A 15,542-nucleotide genomic window follows, 5' to 3' on the forward strand; every position below is an offset into this window, starting at 1 on the left:
CGGGCTACTCCGGGGCTGCCGTACACAGCGGGTCTTCCCGGAGAGCGGAGGTTTGGCACAGGGCTTCGGTGGCCAGCTGCACGTCGGCGACGTAATACAGTGATGCCAGCCCCAGCCGGTCCCGGCCCAGGTTGTGGTAAATCATGCCGAAAGCGATGTCTCCGGCGGAGAAACGGTCGTGGTGGCGGGCAAAGTAGCGTGCGGCCTCGGCCCGCTGGTCATCGTTGAGCAGGGCTTCGACCCGGCCCGCGCCGCCGTGGTAGGCCTGGATCAGTAACAGCGTGAACAGTCGCTGACGCTTGCCTTCGGGCAGGCTGCCGAAGCGCTGCTCGAAGGCCGGACGCAGATTGCGGGCGTTCTGGTTCATCAGTTTCAGGGCGCAGTCGAACTGGGCCAGCCGATGCCAGTGATGCTTCGGCGTGATGCCGCAGTCCCCCAGTGCCGAGCTCGACAGCTGCAGGATGCCGCGGGCGTTGGCGGCCGAGTGGGCCCGGGCCCTGCCGCCGCTTTCGATCAGCAACTGGCCGGCGAGATAACGAGGCAGCTCCGGAGGCAGTTGCAGGCGTTGTTGGGCCTGGCGGGTGGAGACCACCAGTGAGAGTGCCTGGTGCAGGTTTCCGGGCTGCTGTGGTGAGGCGAAACTGAGGTCGTCCCAGCTGCCCCAGAGGCGGGCATCCGGGTCGTTGCCAAGGTAGCGGCTGATGGCGTCGTCGAGCTCGGCGTGGGGCTGGTCACAGGCCAGTGCGAACGGGTAGCCGGTGACATCGGGGGCACCTTTGATCCAGGTATGGGCCTTGCCCCGCTGCGCCATGGAGGCCCGGGCGTCGTTAATGCGCCGCTGGGTGCCAAGTCGCGACACGCCGTTATCGATGTAACCCAGAAAGCGACCGCGACGGTCGAACAAAATGTGACGATCCGGCTGCGAGCAGTAGCCGGATGAGGACAGCACCCAGCGGCGGATGGTGACGATGTTCTGGTACACCCCTTGGCTGACCCAGTAGGGCGATGACCGCACCACCTCGGTCCAGTCGGCCTCGGTGTCCTGGGCGGCGACGGGCATCGTTACGGCAAGCAGCCAGCCGAACAGCAGCGACAGCAGTAGCCGGTCTCGCATGGTGAGGGTGTCCTTGCTGATTGTTGTGGGAACGGGCTCGACCTGTTGGCATCCTAGCCAGCGCCGCGGTGCCTTGTCCACGGCTTTGCGCTGGGGGCGGGGTGATCAGGCCAGGGCGTGGGAACAGTCCCTGTGCCCACCATGTTAGGGTATGCTGTCGCCAGCCGACCATGACGAGGGAGCCGCAATGAAGGAAGCCGAATACCTGCGATTTGATGCCGTCGCCCTGGCGGACCTGATCCGCCGAGGCGAGGTGCGTGCCGAGGAGGTCTGTGCCGCCGCCATCCGCCGTGCCGAGACCGTGGACCGTCGTATCAACGCCATCTGTCAGCCCCAGTTCGAGCAGGCCCGCCGCCATCCGCTGCCGCAGGATGCGCCTTTTGCCGGCGTGCCGTTCCTGCTCAAGGACCTGGCCCAGGAGCAGGAAGGGGTATTGTGTTCCTATGGCAGCCGGGGCTTCCGCCACAACATTGCCCGCACCGATTCTGAGTTTGTCCGTCGCAGCCGCAGCGGCGGGCTGGTGTTCCTGGGACGCACCGCAACGCCGGAGCTGGGCCTGAAAGCGGTCACCGAATCGAAGTTGTGGGGGCCGACCCGCAACCCCTGGGACCTGAGCCGGACGCCGGGAGGCTCCAGCGGTGGCTCGGGTGCCGCGGTGGCGGCGGGGATTGTGCCCATCGCCGGTGCCAACGACGGTGGTGGCTCCATACGTATTCCTGCGGCCTACAACGGCCTGTTCGGTCTCAAGCCCTCCCGCGGCCGGGTGTCTGCCGGTCCGCTGGTGGGCGAGGCCTGGACCGGCGCCTCGGTGGACCATGTGGTCAGTCGCACCGTCCGTGACAGTGCCGCCATGCTGGACCTGCTGGCGGGCCCCGCCGAGGGCGACCCGTTCCGCATCGCACCTCCGGCGCAGCCCTACGCCGAGCTGATGCAGCAGGCGCCCCGGCCGCTGCGTATCGGCCTGTTCACCGAGTCGCCCTATCACACCGAGGTTGACCCCGAGTACGTCGAGGCGGTGGAAGCCACCGGACGCCTGCTGGAAAGCCTGGGCCATGAGGTTGAGCTGGCTCGGCCCCACTATGATGGCCCCGCCCTGGCCCGCTGCTATCTGGGGCTGTACTTCGGTGAGGTGGCTGCGGCTATGGCACGGGCCCAGGACGACTGGGGAGCGAAAGACGGCGATTTTGAGCTGGAAACCCGGCTACTGGCTATGCTGGGACGGGCCCTGCCGCTGCCGGACTACGTTCGCATGCGCCAGCAGTGGAACGATTTCGGCCGCGCTCTGGGAGAGTTCTTCGGGCGCTACGACCTCTACCTCTGCCCCAGCGCCGGGCAGAAGCCGGCGCGCATCGGCGAGATGAACACACCGGCGCACCTGCAGCTGATGGCCAGGTTGATGCTCGCGCTCAAGGCTGGACGTCTGGTGCACCGCAGTGGTCAGGTTGATCAGTTGGCACTGGAAAGCCTGGCCCGGACCCCGTTCACCCAGCTGGCCAATCTCACCGGTACCCCGGCGATGTCGGTGCCACTGCACTGGAGCGCCGATGGTCTGCCGGTTGGGGTGCAACTGGGCGCCCCCAGCGGCGATGAGGCGACCCTGCTGCAGGTGGCGGCGCAGCTGGAAGAGGCGCTGCCCTGGTTCGGTCAGTACGAGCGCCTGGACACCCTGGGCTGATTGCAACGTGGGCGCTGCAGAGCCGTCCGGGTGATCCGCTTGCGGGCACCGGGCGTTTATCTTTGCAGGGTGAACAGGCTATGCTGTTAGTCAGGGTCCCGGCCAATTGGTAACGAAGCGGCCCTGACACCTGATGGCATCGAGGAGGCGAGTGAACGATGAACCAACCGATGGCAATCGAAGAGCTGGTATCCGTAGCGCAGGCTGAGGCCATGGGGGAGCTGGATGCCCCGATGATGGCCATAGTGCTCACCAATGAGCAGAGTTATGACCTGCCCATCAACTCACTGGACACCGATGCCGACAAGGCACGCTGGGCGCTGATCCTGAGGGCGGCGCGTGAACACGTGGAAGCCGATGCCGTGGCCCTGCTGTATCCGGCCTGGACCACCATCCGCAAGAAACCCGCAGTGGCTGCGGACGCCGAAGTTGAGGCTGAAAGCGGGCGTAGCGACGACGAGCAGGCCGAGCCTATCGACACCCTGTTCGTGCAACTGCATACCCGTGACCGGGTCTACTGGCGGGGGTTCGAGCAGATTCGCGATCCGCGCCACCAGCGCATCATTGGTTTCCGGGGCATTGGCGCCCTGTCGACCGATTACGGTCGCGACGATGCGCCCCAGGTCACGGCCTGGCTCGATACCCTGTTCGAGCCGCTGCCTGAAGAGGGCGAAGAAACCGAAGTGGATCGTGAACTGGCGGATCTGCTGGAAGAGCCGGAAGTGAGCGCGGCGCTGTACCCACGGCAACTGCGGGCACTGCACTGAGGCCCTTCTCCAATCCCCCCCAATCGTGCGTAATAACCGCACAATCCTCCCAGAAGCCCGGCCAGACCGGGCTTTTTCATACCCGTTCAGCCCCGGGCCGGCACCGGCTGAAGGTGATAGTCCTGCAGGTCCAGCTTGCTGGTCATCAGCCGGAAGCTGAAGGTGAAGCCTGGCCAGTTGTTGGTGTTGCGGCCGGAGGCGGTCTTGTACCAGGAATCGCAACCGGACTCCCAGACACTGTGGCTGAGCTGGTGCTGAAGCCCGGAGACATAGTCCCGCTGGCGCTCGGCCTTGACGTCGATGTAGTGCAGGCCGGGGTCCTGCAACAGGCGGACACACTGCATGACATAGCGGATCTGTGACTCCAGCATGAACACAATGGAGCTGTGGGCCAGGTTGGTGTTGGGGCCATAGAGCATGAACAGGTTGGGAAACCCTGCCACGTTCATGCCCTTGTAGGCCTCGGCGCCGTCCTGCCAGGCGTCGTTGAGGGACTGGCCGTTGAGTCCGGTGATGGTGATCGGGCTGAGGAAATCGGTGGCCTTGAAGCCGGTACCGTAGATCAGGGTGTCCACTTCATGGTGCTGGCCATCGGTTGTGACCACACCGCGCTCATCGATGTGGTCGATGCCGTCGGTAATCAGCGCCAGGTGATCCTGGTCTATCGCCTGGTACCAGTCGTTGGCGATCAGTACCCGTTTGCAGCCCACCGGGTAGTCCGGGATCAGCTTGCGGCGTTTGTCCGGGTCCCGGACGTGCTTCTTCGCCAGGTGTTTGGCCTGCCACTTGAACACATTCAGCAGAAAACCGAAGCGGGTAAACGCCAGCGCCCGGGACTCGTTGCGCCAGTAGATCTGGGTGCGATAGAGCCGGTCCAGTACCGGGTAATGGTTGAACAGGTACTGCTCAAACCCGCTGAAGGGCCGGTCCGGTTTGGGGATAACCCAGGCGCCGGAGCGCTGGAACAGCTTTAGCTCGCGCACCTTGGGCAGAATCTGGGGCACAAACTGGATGGCACTGGCGCCAGTGCCGATCACCGCCACCCGTTTGTCGCTGAGGTCGTGGCGGTGGTCCCAGCGGGCGGAATGGAAAGCGTGCCCCTGGAACCGCTGCAACCCGTCAAGGTGTGGGTAGGCGGGCTGGTTGAGCTGGCCAGTCGCAGTCACCAGAATGCGGGTCAGGAAGCGGTCACCGGTGGCCGTCTGCAGGCGCCAGAGACCGGCGTCCGCGTCGAAATCGGCGGCGGTCACTTCCTGGTTGAAGTGGATGTGGCGCTGCAACTGGTACTTGCTGGCACAGCCTTCCAGGTAGGCGCGGATTTCCGGCTGCAGACCGAATTTGCGGGTCCAGTCGCTCTTGGGCTCGAATGAGAACGAGTAGAGATGGGACTGCACATCGCAGGCGGCGCCCGGGTAAGTGTTGTCGCGCCAGGTGCCACCGACGCTGTCGGCCTTCTCCAGCAGGGCAAAGTTGTCGATACCGGCCTTCTTGAGCTGCATGGCCATGCCCAGGCCACCGAAACCGGTACCGATGATGGCGATATCGAGGGGGGTGTTCTGGGTCATGGCGGGTGTCCTGTCCGGGTAGGTTTGGAGGTTCAGCAAACAGGGTAGTCAACCTTGGCCGTGGTCACGAGGGCCAAGGGGGACAGATATCCGGGGCTTGCCAAACAGACTGGCAGAAACCGCATCAGGGCGGGGTGGTGTCCCGGCGGGAGATCAGCGTCAGGCACAGCTGGGCATGCTGGATAAAGTGGTCGAAGGCGGCGCGTTGGGCTTCAGACGGTGTGGTGGGGGCGCCGGCGTTGTCGGCGTAGAACATGCCCAGCAGGCGGCCATTGGCCACCAGGGCGCCGGTTAGCGCTGGCACCCGCCCCAGCCAGGGATCTGCGGCGGTGCCGGGGGCATCCGATGGTGGCCGGTAGATCGCGGTACCATGGGGCAGCAGTTCGCCCAGCTCTCCGTGGCCGTTCCGGGGTACCCGGAAGTCTGCCTTCCAACCTTCGGTGTGGGGACCGGCCACCCGGCGCGGGACCAGGGCGTCGCCGCTACGGTCGGTCATCAGCAGGGCCACCCGTTGCAGCCCCACCGCCCGCTGGATGCCATCGCTCACCAACTGGCACACGGTGTTGATGTCGGGTTTTTCCGTCAGCACCCGGGTCAGTTCCCGCAGCAGTTGCAGTTGTACGTCGGCATCACGCACCGGCGCCTCCTGGCGGGGCTGGTCGGTGCTCTCGGGCTGGTTGCCCGGCAACAGTTGGGCAACCTGGGGAATGCCCAGGGACGAGGCAATCTGTACCACCTCCTCGGCGTTGCTCGTCAGTTGTTCTGGCAGATCGGTGACCGACTCACCGGTCGCCCGGGCCAGGGGCGTCAGTACCCGCGCCACCGCCTCGCTGTGCCAGCCCTGCTCGGCCGCCCGTGCCAGTTCCACCGACAGCTGCACCAGATGGGCTTCCGGCGATCGTGCCTGGCCGGGGGCGACCGCTTCGCGGATGAATGGCCCCAGGGCCCAGGCTTCCACCAGCCCCCGGGTGAGCGTGACAAAGGTGGTGTGCAACACCGCCCGCTGGGCGTCGGCCTCGCTTTCATCACCGTGCAGGCGCAGTTCCAGCTCATCGGCCTGTTCGGTATCACAGGACCAGAACGTCAGCTCGCCAATGTTCATCAGCAGGGCGCCGATGAACACCTCTTCCTGGGCCTGGCTGCTGCGCCTGGGCAGCAGGCAACGGGCCTGGACTGCGGCATGGAGAGCACGTGCCAGACACCGAAGCAGGTGTGGGCGATCACTGCGCTGCAGCAGGGTGTCGACGATCAGCGAGGAAATGGCCATGGATTTGACCGCATCGAACCCGATCAGGGTGATGGCCCGACTGACGGTGCTGACCTGGGTCCGGGTCTGGTTGTAGAACACGGTGTTGGACAGTCGCAGGACCTGGGAGGTGAGCTGGGCGTCGTTGAGGATCACATGAGCCAGCTCGTTCACCGTGCTGCTGGTGCTGTCGGTGAGCTCGCCGATGTTACGCAGGGTATTGGCCAGAACAGGGAGTTCGACCTTGCTCAGGTAAGCGACCCATGCCTGGGCAGAATTCATCCGTGCGGGAACGTCGGTACGGTCGGTCAATACAGGCTGTCCAGTCACTCGCCGGGAGACATCGGGAAACCGCTGCACCACCGGGTCGGTGTGGCGCAGGGTCTCTTAATGCACAGTCTAGTTCAGTCAACCCGCGGCGTCAGGGGCGGTTAACCGCCTTTTGCATTTGGGCCGCTGCATCATTTTAGTACCTGGCCCGCAATGCCGGCGGGTAGTGGCATTCAACGACCTTCCGTGCTCGGGTTTGACCACGGTTTAGTCTATAATCCCACCCCATTTTAACGCTGCACTCACAAGGCTGCTCCGTGATTGAATTTGACCAGGTCCAGAAGTCGTACGAAGTGGGCGGCCGGGCGATCCCTGCGCTGAAGGCCACCAGTATGACCGTTGCGGCCGGCGAGGTATTTGGCATTGTCGGGCACTCCGGTGCCGGCAAGTCCACCCTCGTCCGGCTGATCAACCTCCTTGAGCGCCCCACCGGTGGGCGTATCCTGATTGATGGCGAGAACGTCACCGATTACAACGCTGAACAGCTGCGGGGATTCCGTCGCAAGGTCGGCATGATCTTCCAGCACTTCAACCTGTTGTCGTCGAAAACTGTGGCGGACAACATCGCCTTCCCGATGAAGCTGGCAGGGATCTACTCGCGCCAGCAGATCCGTGACCGGGTGGACGAACTGCTGGCCCGGGTCGGCCTCAGCGACCATGCCAGCAAGTATCCCTCGCAGCTGTCCGGTGGCCAGAAACAGCGGGTGGGCATTGCCCGGGCACTGGCGTGCCGGCCGTCAATCCTGTTGTGTGACGAGGCCACCAGCGCCCTGGACCCCCAGACCACCCAGTCGGTACTGAGACTGCTGGCGGACATCAACCGCGAGCTGGGCCTGACCATTGTGCTGATCACCCATGAGATGGACGTGGTTCGCCGGGTCTGTGACCGGGTGGCGGTGATGGATGCCGGCGAAGTGGTGGAGCTGGGTGCGGTCAGCGATGTTTTCCTGCATCCCGAACACCCCACAACCCGGGATTTCGTGTTCGAGAGCGAGAACATCGATCGCGACGAGTTGCAGGAAGACCTGTCCCACGCTGAAGGCCGCATTCTGCGACTGACGTTCCGGGGGGAATCCACCTACAAACCCCTGCTGGGCAAGGTGGCGCGGGAGTCCGGGGTGGATTTCAGCATCCTCTCCGGGCGCATTGACCACATCAAGGATACCCCCTACGGGCAGCTCACTCTGTCCCTGGTGGGGGGCGACCTGGATATCGCCATGGCCGCCCTGAAAGCCGCCGACGTGCATGTGGAGGTGCTACGCTGATGGAAAATCTACTGTCCAACGTCGACTGGCTGGAAATCGGCTGGGCCAGCTGGGATACCCTGGTGATGGTCGGCCTGTCGCTGCTGTTCAGCGTGCTGATCGGCCTGCCTCTGGGGGTGCTGCTGTTCCTGACCGGCAAGCGTCAGCTGCTGGAGCAGCCGATGGCCTATGCCGTGCTGTCGTTTGTGGTGAATGTGCTGCGTTCGGTACCGTTCATCATTCTGTTGATCGTGATGATCCCGGTGACGGTGATGATCATCGGTACCTCCCTGGGGGTCGCCGGCGCGATTCCGCCGCTGGTGGCCGGTGGTGCGCCGTTCTTTGCCCGCCTGGTGGAGACTTCGTTGCGGGAAGTGGACCGGGGCATCATTGAGGCGACCCAGGCCATGGGCGCCACCGTCCGCCAGATCATCTTCGGTGCCTTGCTGCCGGAGGCGCTGCCGGGCATTATTGCGGGCATTACCGTGACCGCCATCACCCTGGTGTCCTACGCCGCCATGTCCGGTGTGGTCGGGGGCGGTGGTCTTGGCGATCTTGCCATCCGCTTTGGCTATCAGCGCTTCCAGACCGACGTGATGGTGATTACCGTGGCGTTGCTGGTGGTGTTTGTACAGCTGCTGCAGATGGCCGGTGATCGCCTGGTGACCTATTTCAGCCGTCGCTGAGCGGGTTTGAATAACGACTCCAAAACCAAGAGGTAAGGATATGAAACTGAAAAACGTCCTGGTGGCCCTGGCCGCCGTCGCCGCTGCTTCCGCCGCCCAGGCTGCGGACAAACTCAGTGTTGCCGCCACTGCCGTGCCCCACGCCGAGATTCTGGAGTTCGTTAAGCCCCAGCTGATGGAGCAGGGCGTGGATCTGGATGTCAAAGTGTTTACTGATTACGTTCAGCCCAACATCCAGGTGGATCAGGAGCGGATGGACGCCAACTTCTTCCAGCACCAGCCTTACCTGACCGAGTTCAACGATGGCCGTGGCACCAGCCTGGTCAGCGTGGTGGGTGTGCACGTTGAGCCGTTTGGCGCCTACTCCAGCAAGATTGAATCACTGGATGAGCTGACCGAAGGCGCGACCATCGCCATCCCAAACGACCCCACCAATGGCGGCCGTGCCCTGTTGCTGCTGCAGCAGGCCGGCGTGATCACCCTGGAAGACAGCAGCAAGATCACCGCCACGCCCCGTGACATTGCCGAAAACCCCAAGGATCTGGAGTTCTACGAGCTGGAAGCAGCCACCCTGCCGCGGGTGCTGGATCAAGTGGACGTGGCCATGATCAACACCAACTACGCCCTGGAAGCCGGCCTGAACCCGTCTGAAGATGCCCTGATCATTGAGGGTGCGGAGTCACCGTACGTCAACATCCTGGTGTCCCGTGAGGACAACAAGGACAGCGAAGCGATGCAGAAGCTGGCTGACGCCCTGACGTCCGAGGCGGTGAAAGGCTTCATCGAAGAGAAGTACGAGGGTGCCGTGGTGCCGGCATTCTGAGCCAGTCGCCTGGCGAGTAAAGAAAAACCGGTCGGGTTCCGACCGGTTTTTTTTGATCTGCAGAAAAGGTTGCGCGGTCAGTCACCGCTCCAGTTGCTGTAGGGGTCCGGCGTCATGCGCAGATAGTGACGGACTTTCTTGTAGCCCTGCGGGAAGCGCTTGCTGATTTCGTCCTCATCCTGCAGGGAGGGCACTATCACCACGTCCTCGCCTTTCTCCCAGTTGCCCGGGGTTGCCACCTTGTGCTCATCGGTCAACTGCAGCGAATCGATCACTCGCAGGACTTCCTTGAAATTGCGACCGGTACTGGCGGGATAGGTGATGATCAACCGCACTTTTTTCTGCGGGTCGATCACGAACAGCGAGCGCACCGTCAGGGTGTCGTCGGCGTTGGGATGGATCATGTCGTAGAGGGTGGAAACCGTACGGTCGGCATCGGCGATGATGGGAAAGGTCACCGTGCATTCCTGGGTTTCATTGATATCGTGGATCCACTCCCGGTGGGAATCCAGCGGATCGACGCTGAGGGCGATGGGTTTGACGTTACGGCGGGCGAACTCCTTGTGCAGTTTCGCCGTCAATCCCAGCTCGGTGGTACACACCGGGGTGAAGTCGGCGGGATGCGAGAACAGCACCCCCCAGCTGTCCCCCAGCCAATCGTGGAAGCGGATGGTGCCTTCGGTGGATTCCTGCTCGAAATCCGGCGCGGTATCTCCCAGTCTCAGACTCATGCGGTGTCCTCCTTCATTGTCGGGTCAGGCCGGCCCGACCCCGGACCGGCCAGTTCACCAGTGTCCTCTGAGTTACCATGGGGATGGCTGTCGGAGAACACAAGGGAAGCGCTGAAGAGCGGACGTAAATCAACGTTCATCAGAACCAACGTTCAACAGCGGCTCCCCCGTGAATCCATATCAGGATTTCACTCCCAGTTCGCGCTGGCGGTTGAAATGCTCCTTGGTCAGCTTGAACACCACTGGGCTCAGCAGTGCCAGGGCAATCAGGTTGGGCAGTGCCATCAGGGCGTTGAGGGTGTCGGCCAGCAGCCAGATGAAACCCAGGTCCGAGGTGGCGCCCAGGGGAATCGCCAGCACCCACAGCACCCGGTAGGGGATGATGGCCTTGACGCCAAACAGGAACTCAACGCTGCGCTCACCGTAGAACGACCAGCCAAGGATGGTGGTGAAGGCAAAGATCGCCAGGGCAATGGCCACGATGTAGTTGCCGATACCGGGCAGGGCGTCGGCGAACGCCATGGAGGTCAGGGCCGCGCCTTCGGTACCGCTGGTCCAGGTGCCGGAGGTGATGATCACCAGGCCGGTGATGGAGCAGATAATAATGGTGTCGATGAAGGTTCCCAGCATGGCCACCATACCCTGGTTGATCGGGTTGTTGGTCTGGGCGGCCGCATGGGCGATGGGCGCTGAGCCGAGGCCGGCTTCGTTGGAAAAGATACCCCGGGCCACACCGAATCGCAGCGCGGCCCAGATGGCGGCGCCGGCAAACCCGCCCTGTGCGGCAATGGGGGAGAAGGCGTGGGTGAAGACCAGTTGCAGAGCACTGGGAATCTCACTGGCGTTGATGGCCAGCACCACCACACCGGCGGTGACGTAGGAAATGGCCATCAGCGGCACCAGCGCGCTGGCGACCTGACCAATGCGCTTGATGCCGCCGATCAGTACCAGCCCGACCAGCACCATCAGGATGCCGCCCGAGGCCCAGGTGGGCAGGTTGAAGTTGGCTTCCAGCACATCCGCCACCGAGTTGGACTGCACGGTGTTGCCGATACCGAAACCGGCAATGGCAGCAAACAGCGCGAACAGTACGCCGAGCCAGGCCCACTTGGGGCCCAGGCCGTTGCGGATGTAGTACATCGGGCCGCCAACGTGGGCACCACGCTCGTCCACCTCGCGGTAGCGAACCGCCAGTACCGCTTCGGAGTACTTGGTGGCCATGCCCACCAGTGCGGTCAGCCACATCCAGAACAGTGCACCGGGCCCGCCCAGAAACACCGCTGTGGCGACACCGGCGATGTTACCGGTACCCACGGTGGCGGACAGCGCCGTCATCAGTGCCTGGAATGGCGGAATCTCGCCGGCCTGGTCGGAGCCGCTGCGGCCCTGCCACATCAACCGGAAGCCGGCGCCGAGTTTGAGAATCGGCATGAACTTGAGGCCAATGCTGAGGAACAGCCCTACCCCCAGGATCAGCACAAGCATCGGCGGCCCCCAGGCCAGCGAGTTGATCTGTCCCACAAAGTTTGAAATCGCTTCCATCTGCGTCTCCTGGTCTGGTTCACGCAGGCGTCACCCGTTTCTGAAGGCGGGCTGTGATGGCGCCTGCGCCGGTTTTAATTGTTGGCAAGGTCAATAAAAGATTGAGTTTAGCTGTTGAAACGCTGGTGTAAACCATTGCTGTAACAGGGGATTGACCGAGGTGCCGGGATCGGGGACGGCAGGGGCATTGGCAAGCAGGCATGGGTGTCGTACAACATCGTCTGGTTTCAGTGGGAGCTGTGATCCGCTCCCTTAGCCCAGTTCAGGAGTTTGCCATGACCACCACGCCCAGCCATTACCTGCCACAACAGCGCGAGGTGACCACCCGAGGCCTGCGTTTCTGGGTGGAAACCCGGGGCAATCCGGACGGCGAACCGGTGCTGTTCATCATGGGGCTGGGGGCGCAGATGACACTGTGGCCGGAGGCCCTGCTGGATGCCTACGCCGACGCCGGGTTCCGGGTGATCCGCTTTGATAACCGCGACATCGGTCTGTCCAGCCACCTCAAGCAGCACCTCAGCGGCCACCCGATGATGATGATGGCCCGGCACCGGCTGGGGCTGTCGGTGGACGGTCCCTACAGTCTTCATGACATGGCCGGTGATGTCCGCGATCTGATGGATGCGCTGGCGCTGGAGCAGGCGCACCTGGTTGGCGTCTCCATGGGGGGCATGATCAGTCAGCTGGCGGCGGCGCGATGGCCCGAGCGGGTGCGCTCGCTGGCACTGATCATGACTTCAACCAACAGCCCGCGGCTGCCTTTGCCCCAGCCCAGGCTGGTGTGGAAACTCGCCGGAGTCGGTGCCAAGGGGCACGATGAGGCCTCGGTGGTGGCCCGCAGTCTGGCGTTCTGGCAGGCGATCCAGAGCCCGGGGTACCCCACGCCGGCGCCGGACGTGCGGGCGCGGCTGGTGGCGGACTACCGTCGTAGCTACCACCCGGCTGGTATTCTGCGGCAGACCCGGGCGATTCTGTCCACGGGCAGCCTGACGCCCTGGACCCGGCAGATTCGCGTGCCTGCGGCGATCATTCACGGTCGCCAGGACCCGCTGGTGCGGCCGGTGGCCGCGGAACAGCTCAAGTATCTGTTGCCACAGGCGCGGCTGGAACTGATTGAGGGTTTGGGGCATGACCTGCCGGTGCCCTTGCTGGCCCGGATTGCCGATATTGGTCTGGCGGTGGCGTCCCAGTCGCGGACGGGGTGAGCAAAACCCAGCGCTCAGAAACGAAAATGGCCAGCCGGATTGTCATCGGGCTGGCCATCAGGTCGAACTCTCCACGGGGGTGGTCCTCCGTGTTGGTTATTTTTCTCTGGTGTCGTCAAGACCGCTTAGCGTACACGCATGCCGGCTTTCAGGCTGCGGGTCTGGGCCGCACGGTTCAGTGACTCCAGGGTCATGCTCTGGCGACGACCCAGGGTGAGCGCCTGCGGCTGCTCAACGGTGTCAGCAACCACAGCGCGGTTGCGACGAAAACGGATAGCCAGGCTGTTCAAACGCATGGTACACCTCCTAAATGCATTAGCCATCCCAGGAGTCCGATAAGGCTCCTGTGGTTTCCGGGTTTGCCAAAGTTTCAGTCCATCGATAGGACGCCGTTGCCGGGATCGGTCGGCGCCTTCCTGGAGGGCCTCCAGGAGTGTTCGGAGGGGTCTCCGGAACACAGTGCTACTGTATAGTAAGTGACCATCTATCAACAATACGTAGGGGCACTGATTCTGCGTAAATTTTTATTGCAGAGTGCATGTAAGTGTGTCCCGTTGAGGGGCAGAATTGCAGGCTGTGACCTTCCTGTTTGTGGTGCCATTGCCTATGGTTATAGAGAGCCCCACTCCAACCTCGTCTCAACCCAGGAGGTCGCGTTTCATGCGCTCACTGAAAGTATCCGATGTGATGTGGAACCATATCGAGCCGATCCGTTGCAGTACTCCCCTGGCCAAGGTGGTCAAGGCGTTGCTCAGTAACCATGTGTCCGGACTGCCGGTGGTGGACGATCACCGCAAAGTGATCGGGTTTGTGTCCGAGCAGGACTGCATTCATGCCCTGCTGGTCAGCAGTTACCACTGCGAGGGTGAACCCATCGTCAATGATGTGATGTTTCATGCCCCGGTCACGGTGACCCCGGAAATGGCGGTGGTGGACCTGGCCCAGAACCTGGGGGCCGGCAAGCCCAAAGTCTATCCGGTGGTGGACCATGACCGTCTGGTGGGCATCGTCACCCGCAGTGCGATCCTGGCGGAACTGGCAAAACTGGGCTGCGGCCTGGAGACGGGCCGTTACGCAGAGACGGACTGACCGTCGGCCGAGTTGGTAGTTACACGTATCATCCTGATCGGAGGACTCTGGTAGAACATAGCGTCCTATCCAATCAGAGGTCCCCTATGTCCAAAACTGCCCATCTCGGTGGCCGACGCCGCAACCTGGTGTTTGCGTTTGTGATGTCGGGGTTGATGTCGCTGCTGATGTCAGCCGTGGTGACCCTGATCAATACCGGCCTGGACGCCGGTTTTCCGCAGCGCTGGTTGCATGCCTTCATTGTGGCCTGGGCTGTCGCCTTCCCGTTGGTGTCGGTGATTGCTCCGCTGGCCCACCGCATCACCGACGCGGTGATGGCTCGCCTAACCAAACCCCCACAGTAACCCGAAGTCCATGGACGGCATCACATCGGGTTCTACCTGGGCGCGAATGTTGTAGTCCAGTTCCTGACAGTGACGCTGGAAGGCCCCCAGATAGCGGTCACCCTGGGCGCTGATGATGGCCTGGGCGCGATGGCCGCTGGCGACCTGGGGCCGGTGGGTGACCACCGCCACTTCGTTGTTGGCGAGCCGCACCAGGCAGCCCGGTGGGTAGGGCGTCAGGGCCGCCAGCAAGGCCTGGCACAACCGTGGCCGGGCACTCAGACTGCCGGCTTCCCGCAGCGATTTGCGGGCGTCGCCGATCGACAGGCGGGGACGGTAGCCGCGCCGGGTGATCAGTGCCACGTACAGTTCCGCGTACGACAGCAGTTCCGCTTCCGGCAGCAGGTCGCCGCCTTCCAGCCCCCGGGGATAGCCGGCGCCGTCCGCCCGCTCATGATGCTGACGCACAATGTCGAGCAACAGGCTGTTGTCGATACCGGCCTGGCTGAGGGCCTGGGCGCTGCGTTCCGGGTGGCGGTGGATGATGTCGCGCTGGTCATCGCTCAGGGTTCTTGGTGATGCATTGAGCCGGTCGAGGATGGGGTGCAGGGCGATGTTGGCGGTCAGCGCCGCTGCGACCAGGATACTGGCGCGGTTGTTGTCCAGGCCGAGTTGGTCCGCCGCCATCTGGCAGACAATGGCGTGAAACAGGGTGTGCTCGAAGGCGGTGGGTTCCACCGAGTACAGGTGCACCAGTGCCAGGCACGGGTCGGGGGCTTCCTGACAGCTGCGCTGCACCAGCCGGGTGAGACCGAGCAGGCGCTTGAAGGCACTGGCCTCGCCGGCGGTAATGGCGTTGAGGGTCGCTTCCAGGGTGTTCAGCAGTACCGGGTAATCGTAAAACGGGTTGCGGTCGCGAACATCCTCTGTGGCTTCCGGCGTCTCCTTTTTCTCCGGCATACGGGGGTGGAACAGACCCTGTTCGAACAGCTGCTCCAGTTGGGCGTTGCTGTGGATCACGTAGCCCTGGGTCAGCAGCACCCGGCCGTGGGCATCGTACACCGTCCAGGGCAGTGGCTTGCCGACCACCAGTGCACCGGGGGCGACACGGACAAGATTGGTCACAACGTTCCTTTCCCTTGTGATGAGGTTCCCACCGGGTAACGCAAATTATTGTAATGTAGTTGAAAGCTACTCTACCG

The 15,542-nt window shown here is 63.3% G+C and carries 15 protein-coding genes; 8 read left to right on the forward strand and 7 right to left on the reverse strand.

Going from position 1 to position 15,542, the window contains the following annotated elements; genetic code table 11:
- Positions 1 to 4 precede the first annotated feature (4 nt).
- Entirely contained in the window at positions 5 to 1,114 is a 1,110-nt protein-coding gene (locus tag MLD24_RS10680) for a hypothetical protein (RefSeq protein WP_248166605.1), read from the reverse strand.
- Between the two features lie 187 nt (positions 1,115 to 1,301).
- On the opposite strand from MLD24_RS10680, the gene MLD24_RS10685 reads away from it, so the two are divergent.
- A complete protein-coding gene (locus MLD24_RS10685; protein WP_248166606.1) occupies positions 1,302 to 2,789 on the forward strand; it encodes an amidase in 1,488 nt (495 codons plus the stop codon).
- A gap of 158 nt (positions 2,790 to 2,947) precedes the next feature.
- Positions 2,948 to 3,556, forward strand: a complete 609-nt coding sequence (locus MLD24_RS10690) for a hypothetical protein (RefSeq protein ID WP_227172819.1) — start codon at positions 2,948 to 2,950, stop codon at positions 3,554 to 3,556.
- An 86-nt stretch (positions 3,557 to 3,642) separates the two neighbouring features.
- On the opposite strand, the gene MLD24_RS10695 is transcribed toward MLD24_RS10690, so the two are convergent.
- Together MLD24_RS10695 and MLD24_RS10700 are read right to left on the reverse strand one after the other, a co-directional pair.
- Positions 3,643 to 5,121 (reverse strand): flavin-containing monooxygenase, encoded by a 1,479-nt coding sequence (locus MLD24_RS10695; protein WP_248166607.1) that lies wholly within the window; start codon positions 5,119 to 5,121, stop codon positions 3,643 to 3,645.
- A gap of 124 nt (positions 5,122 to 5,245) precedes the next feature.
- The gene (locus MLD24_RS10700; protein WP_248166608.1) at positions 5,246 to 6,679 is read right to left on the reverse strand and encodes an HDOD domain-containing protein; all 1,434 of its coding nucleotides are present in this window, start codon (positions 6,677 to 6,679) and stop codon (positions 5,246 to 5,248) included.
- Between the two features lie 275 nt (positions 6,680 to 6,954).
- Between MLD24_RS10700 and MLD24_RS10705 the strand changes: the two genes are divergently transcribed.
- Genes MLD24_RS10705 through MLD24_RS10715 form a run of 3 tightly spaced genes read left to right on the forward strand, consistent with a single transcriptional unit; the run spans position 6,955 to position 9,450 of the window.
- Positions 6,955 to 7,962 carry a methionine ABC transporter ATP-binding protein gene (locus MLD24_RS10705; protein WP_227172810.1) on the forward strand — a complete coding sequence of 336 codons (1,008 nt, stop codon included), beginning with the start codon at positions 6,955 to 6,957 and terminating at the stop codon, positions 7,960 to 7,962.
- Complete coding sequence (locus MLD24_RS10710; protein ID WP_227172809.1) at positions 7,962 to 8,627, forward strand: methionine ABC transporter permease; 666 nt, start codon at positions 7,962 to 7,964, stop codon at positions 8,625 to 8,627. The genes MLD24_RS10705 and MLD24_RS10710 overlap by 1 nt, the downstream gene beginning before the upstream one ends.
- A gap of 40 nt (positions 8,628 to 8,667) precedes the next feature.
- Positions 8,668 to 9,450, forward strand: coding sequence for a MetQ/NlpA family ABC transporter substrate-binding protein (locus tag MLD24_RS10715; protein WP_425562359.1), 783 nt, complete (start codon positions 8,668 to 8,670; stop codon positions 9,448 to 9,450).
- A 77-nt stretch (positions 9,451 to 9,527) separates the two neighbouring features.
- Here the strand turns inward: MLD24_RS10715 and MLD24_RS10720 are convergent, their stop codons facing one another.
- Both MLD24_RS10720 and MLD24_RS10725 read right to left on the reverse strand, forming a co-directional pair.
- Complete coding sequence (locus tag MLD24_RS10720) at positions 9,528 to 10,181, reverse strand: peroxiredoxin (protein WP_248166609.1); 654 nt, start codon at positions 10,179 to 10,181, stop codon at positions 9,528 to 9,530.
- A 180-nt stretch (positions 10,182 to 10,361) separates the two neighbouring features.
- Complete coding sequence (locus MLD24_RS10725; RefSeq protein ID WP_248166610.1) at positions 10,362 to 11,723, reverse strand: alanine/glycine:cation symporter family protein; 1,362 nt, start codon at positions 11,721 to 11,723, stop codon at positions 10,362 to 10,364.
- A gap of 275 nt (positions 11,724 to 11,998) precedes the next feature.
- Here MLD24_RS10725 and MLD24_RS10730 point away from each other — a divergent pair, with 275 nt between their 5' ends.
- On the forward strand, positions 11,999 to 12,928 hold the full coding sequence (locus tag MLD24_RS10730) for an alpha/beta fold hydrolase (protein WP_248166611.1): 930 nt from the start codon (positions 11,999 to 12,001) through the stop codon (positions 12,926 to 12,928).
- 125 nt (positions 12,929 to 13,053) lie between these two features.
- On the opposite strand, the gene MLD24_RS10735 is transcribed toward MLD24_RS10730, so the two are convergent.
- A complete protein-coding gene (locus MLD24_RS10735; RefSeq protein ID WP_227172804.1) occupies positions 13,054 to 13,224 on the reverse strand; it encodes a hypothetical protein in 171 nt (56 codons plus the stop codon).
- A gap of 364 nt (positions 13,225 to 13,588) precedes the next feature.
- Here MLD24_RS10735 and MLD24_RS10740 point away from each other — a divergent pair, with 364 nt between their 5' ends.
- A complete protein-coding gene (locus tag MLD24_RS10740; RefSeq protein ID WP_248166612.1) occupies positions 13,589 to 14,017 on the forward strand; it encodes a CBS domain-containing protein in 429 nt (142 codons plus the stop codon).
- An 86-nt stretch (positions 14,018 to 14,103) separates the two neighbouring features.
- Positions 14,104 to 14,361, forward strand: a complete 258-nt coding sequence (locus MLD24_RS10745) for a DUF2798 domain-containing protein (protein WP_248166613.1) — start codon at positions 14,104 to 14,106, stop codon at positions 14,359 to 14,361.
- On the opposite strand, the gene MLD24_RS10750 is transcribed toward MLD24_RS10745, so the two are convergent.
- Complete coding sequence (locus MLD24_RS10750) at positions 14,341 to 15,465, reverse strand: HD-GYP domain-containing protein (RefSeq protein WP_248166614.1); 1,125 nt, start codon at positions 15,463 to 15,465, stop codon at positions 14,341 to 14,343. The genes MLD24_RS10745 and MLD24_RS10750 overlap by 21 nt on opposite strands.
- Positions 15,466 to 15,542 lie beyond the last annotated feature (77 nt).

This window comes from Marinobacter xestospongiae, from assembly GCF_023156385.1.
GTDB classification, from domain to species: Bacteria; Pseudomonadota; Gammaproteobacteria; order Pseudomonadales; family Oleiphilaceae; genus Marinobacter; species Marinobacter xestospongiae.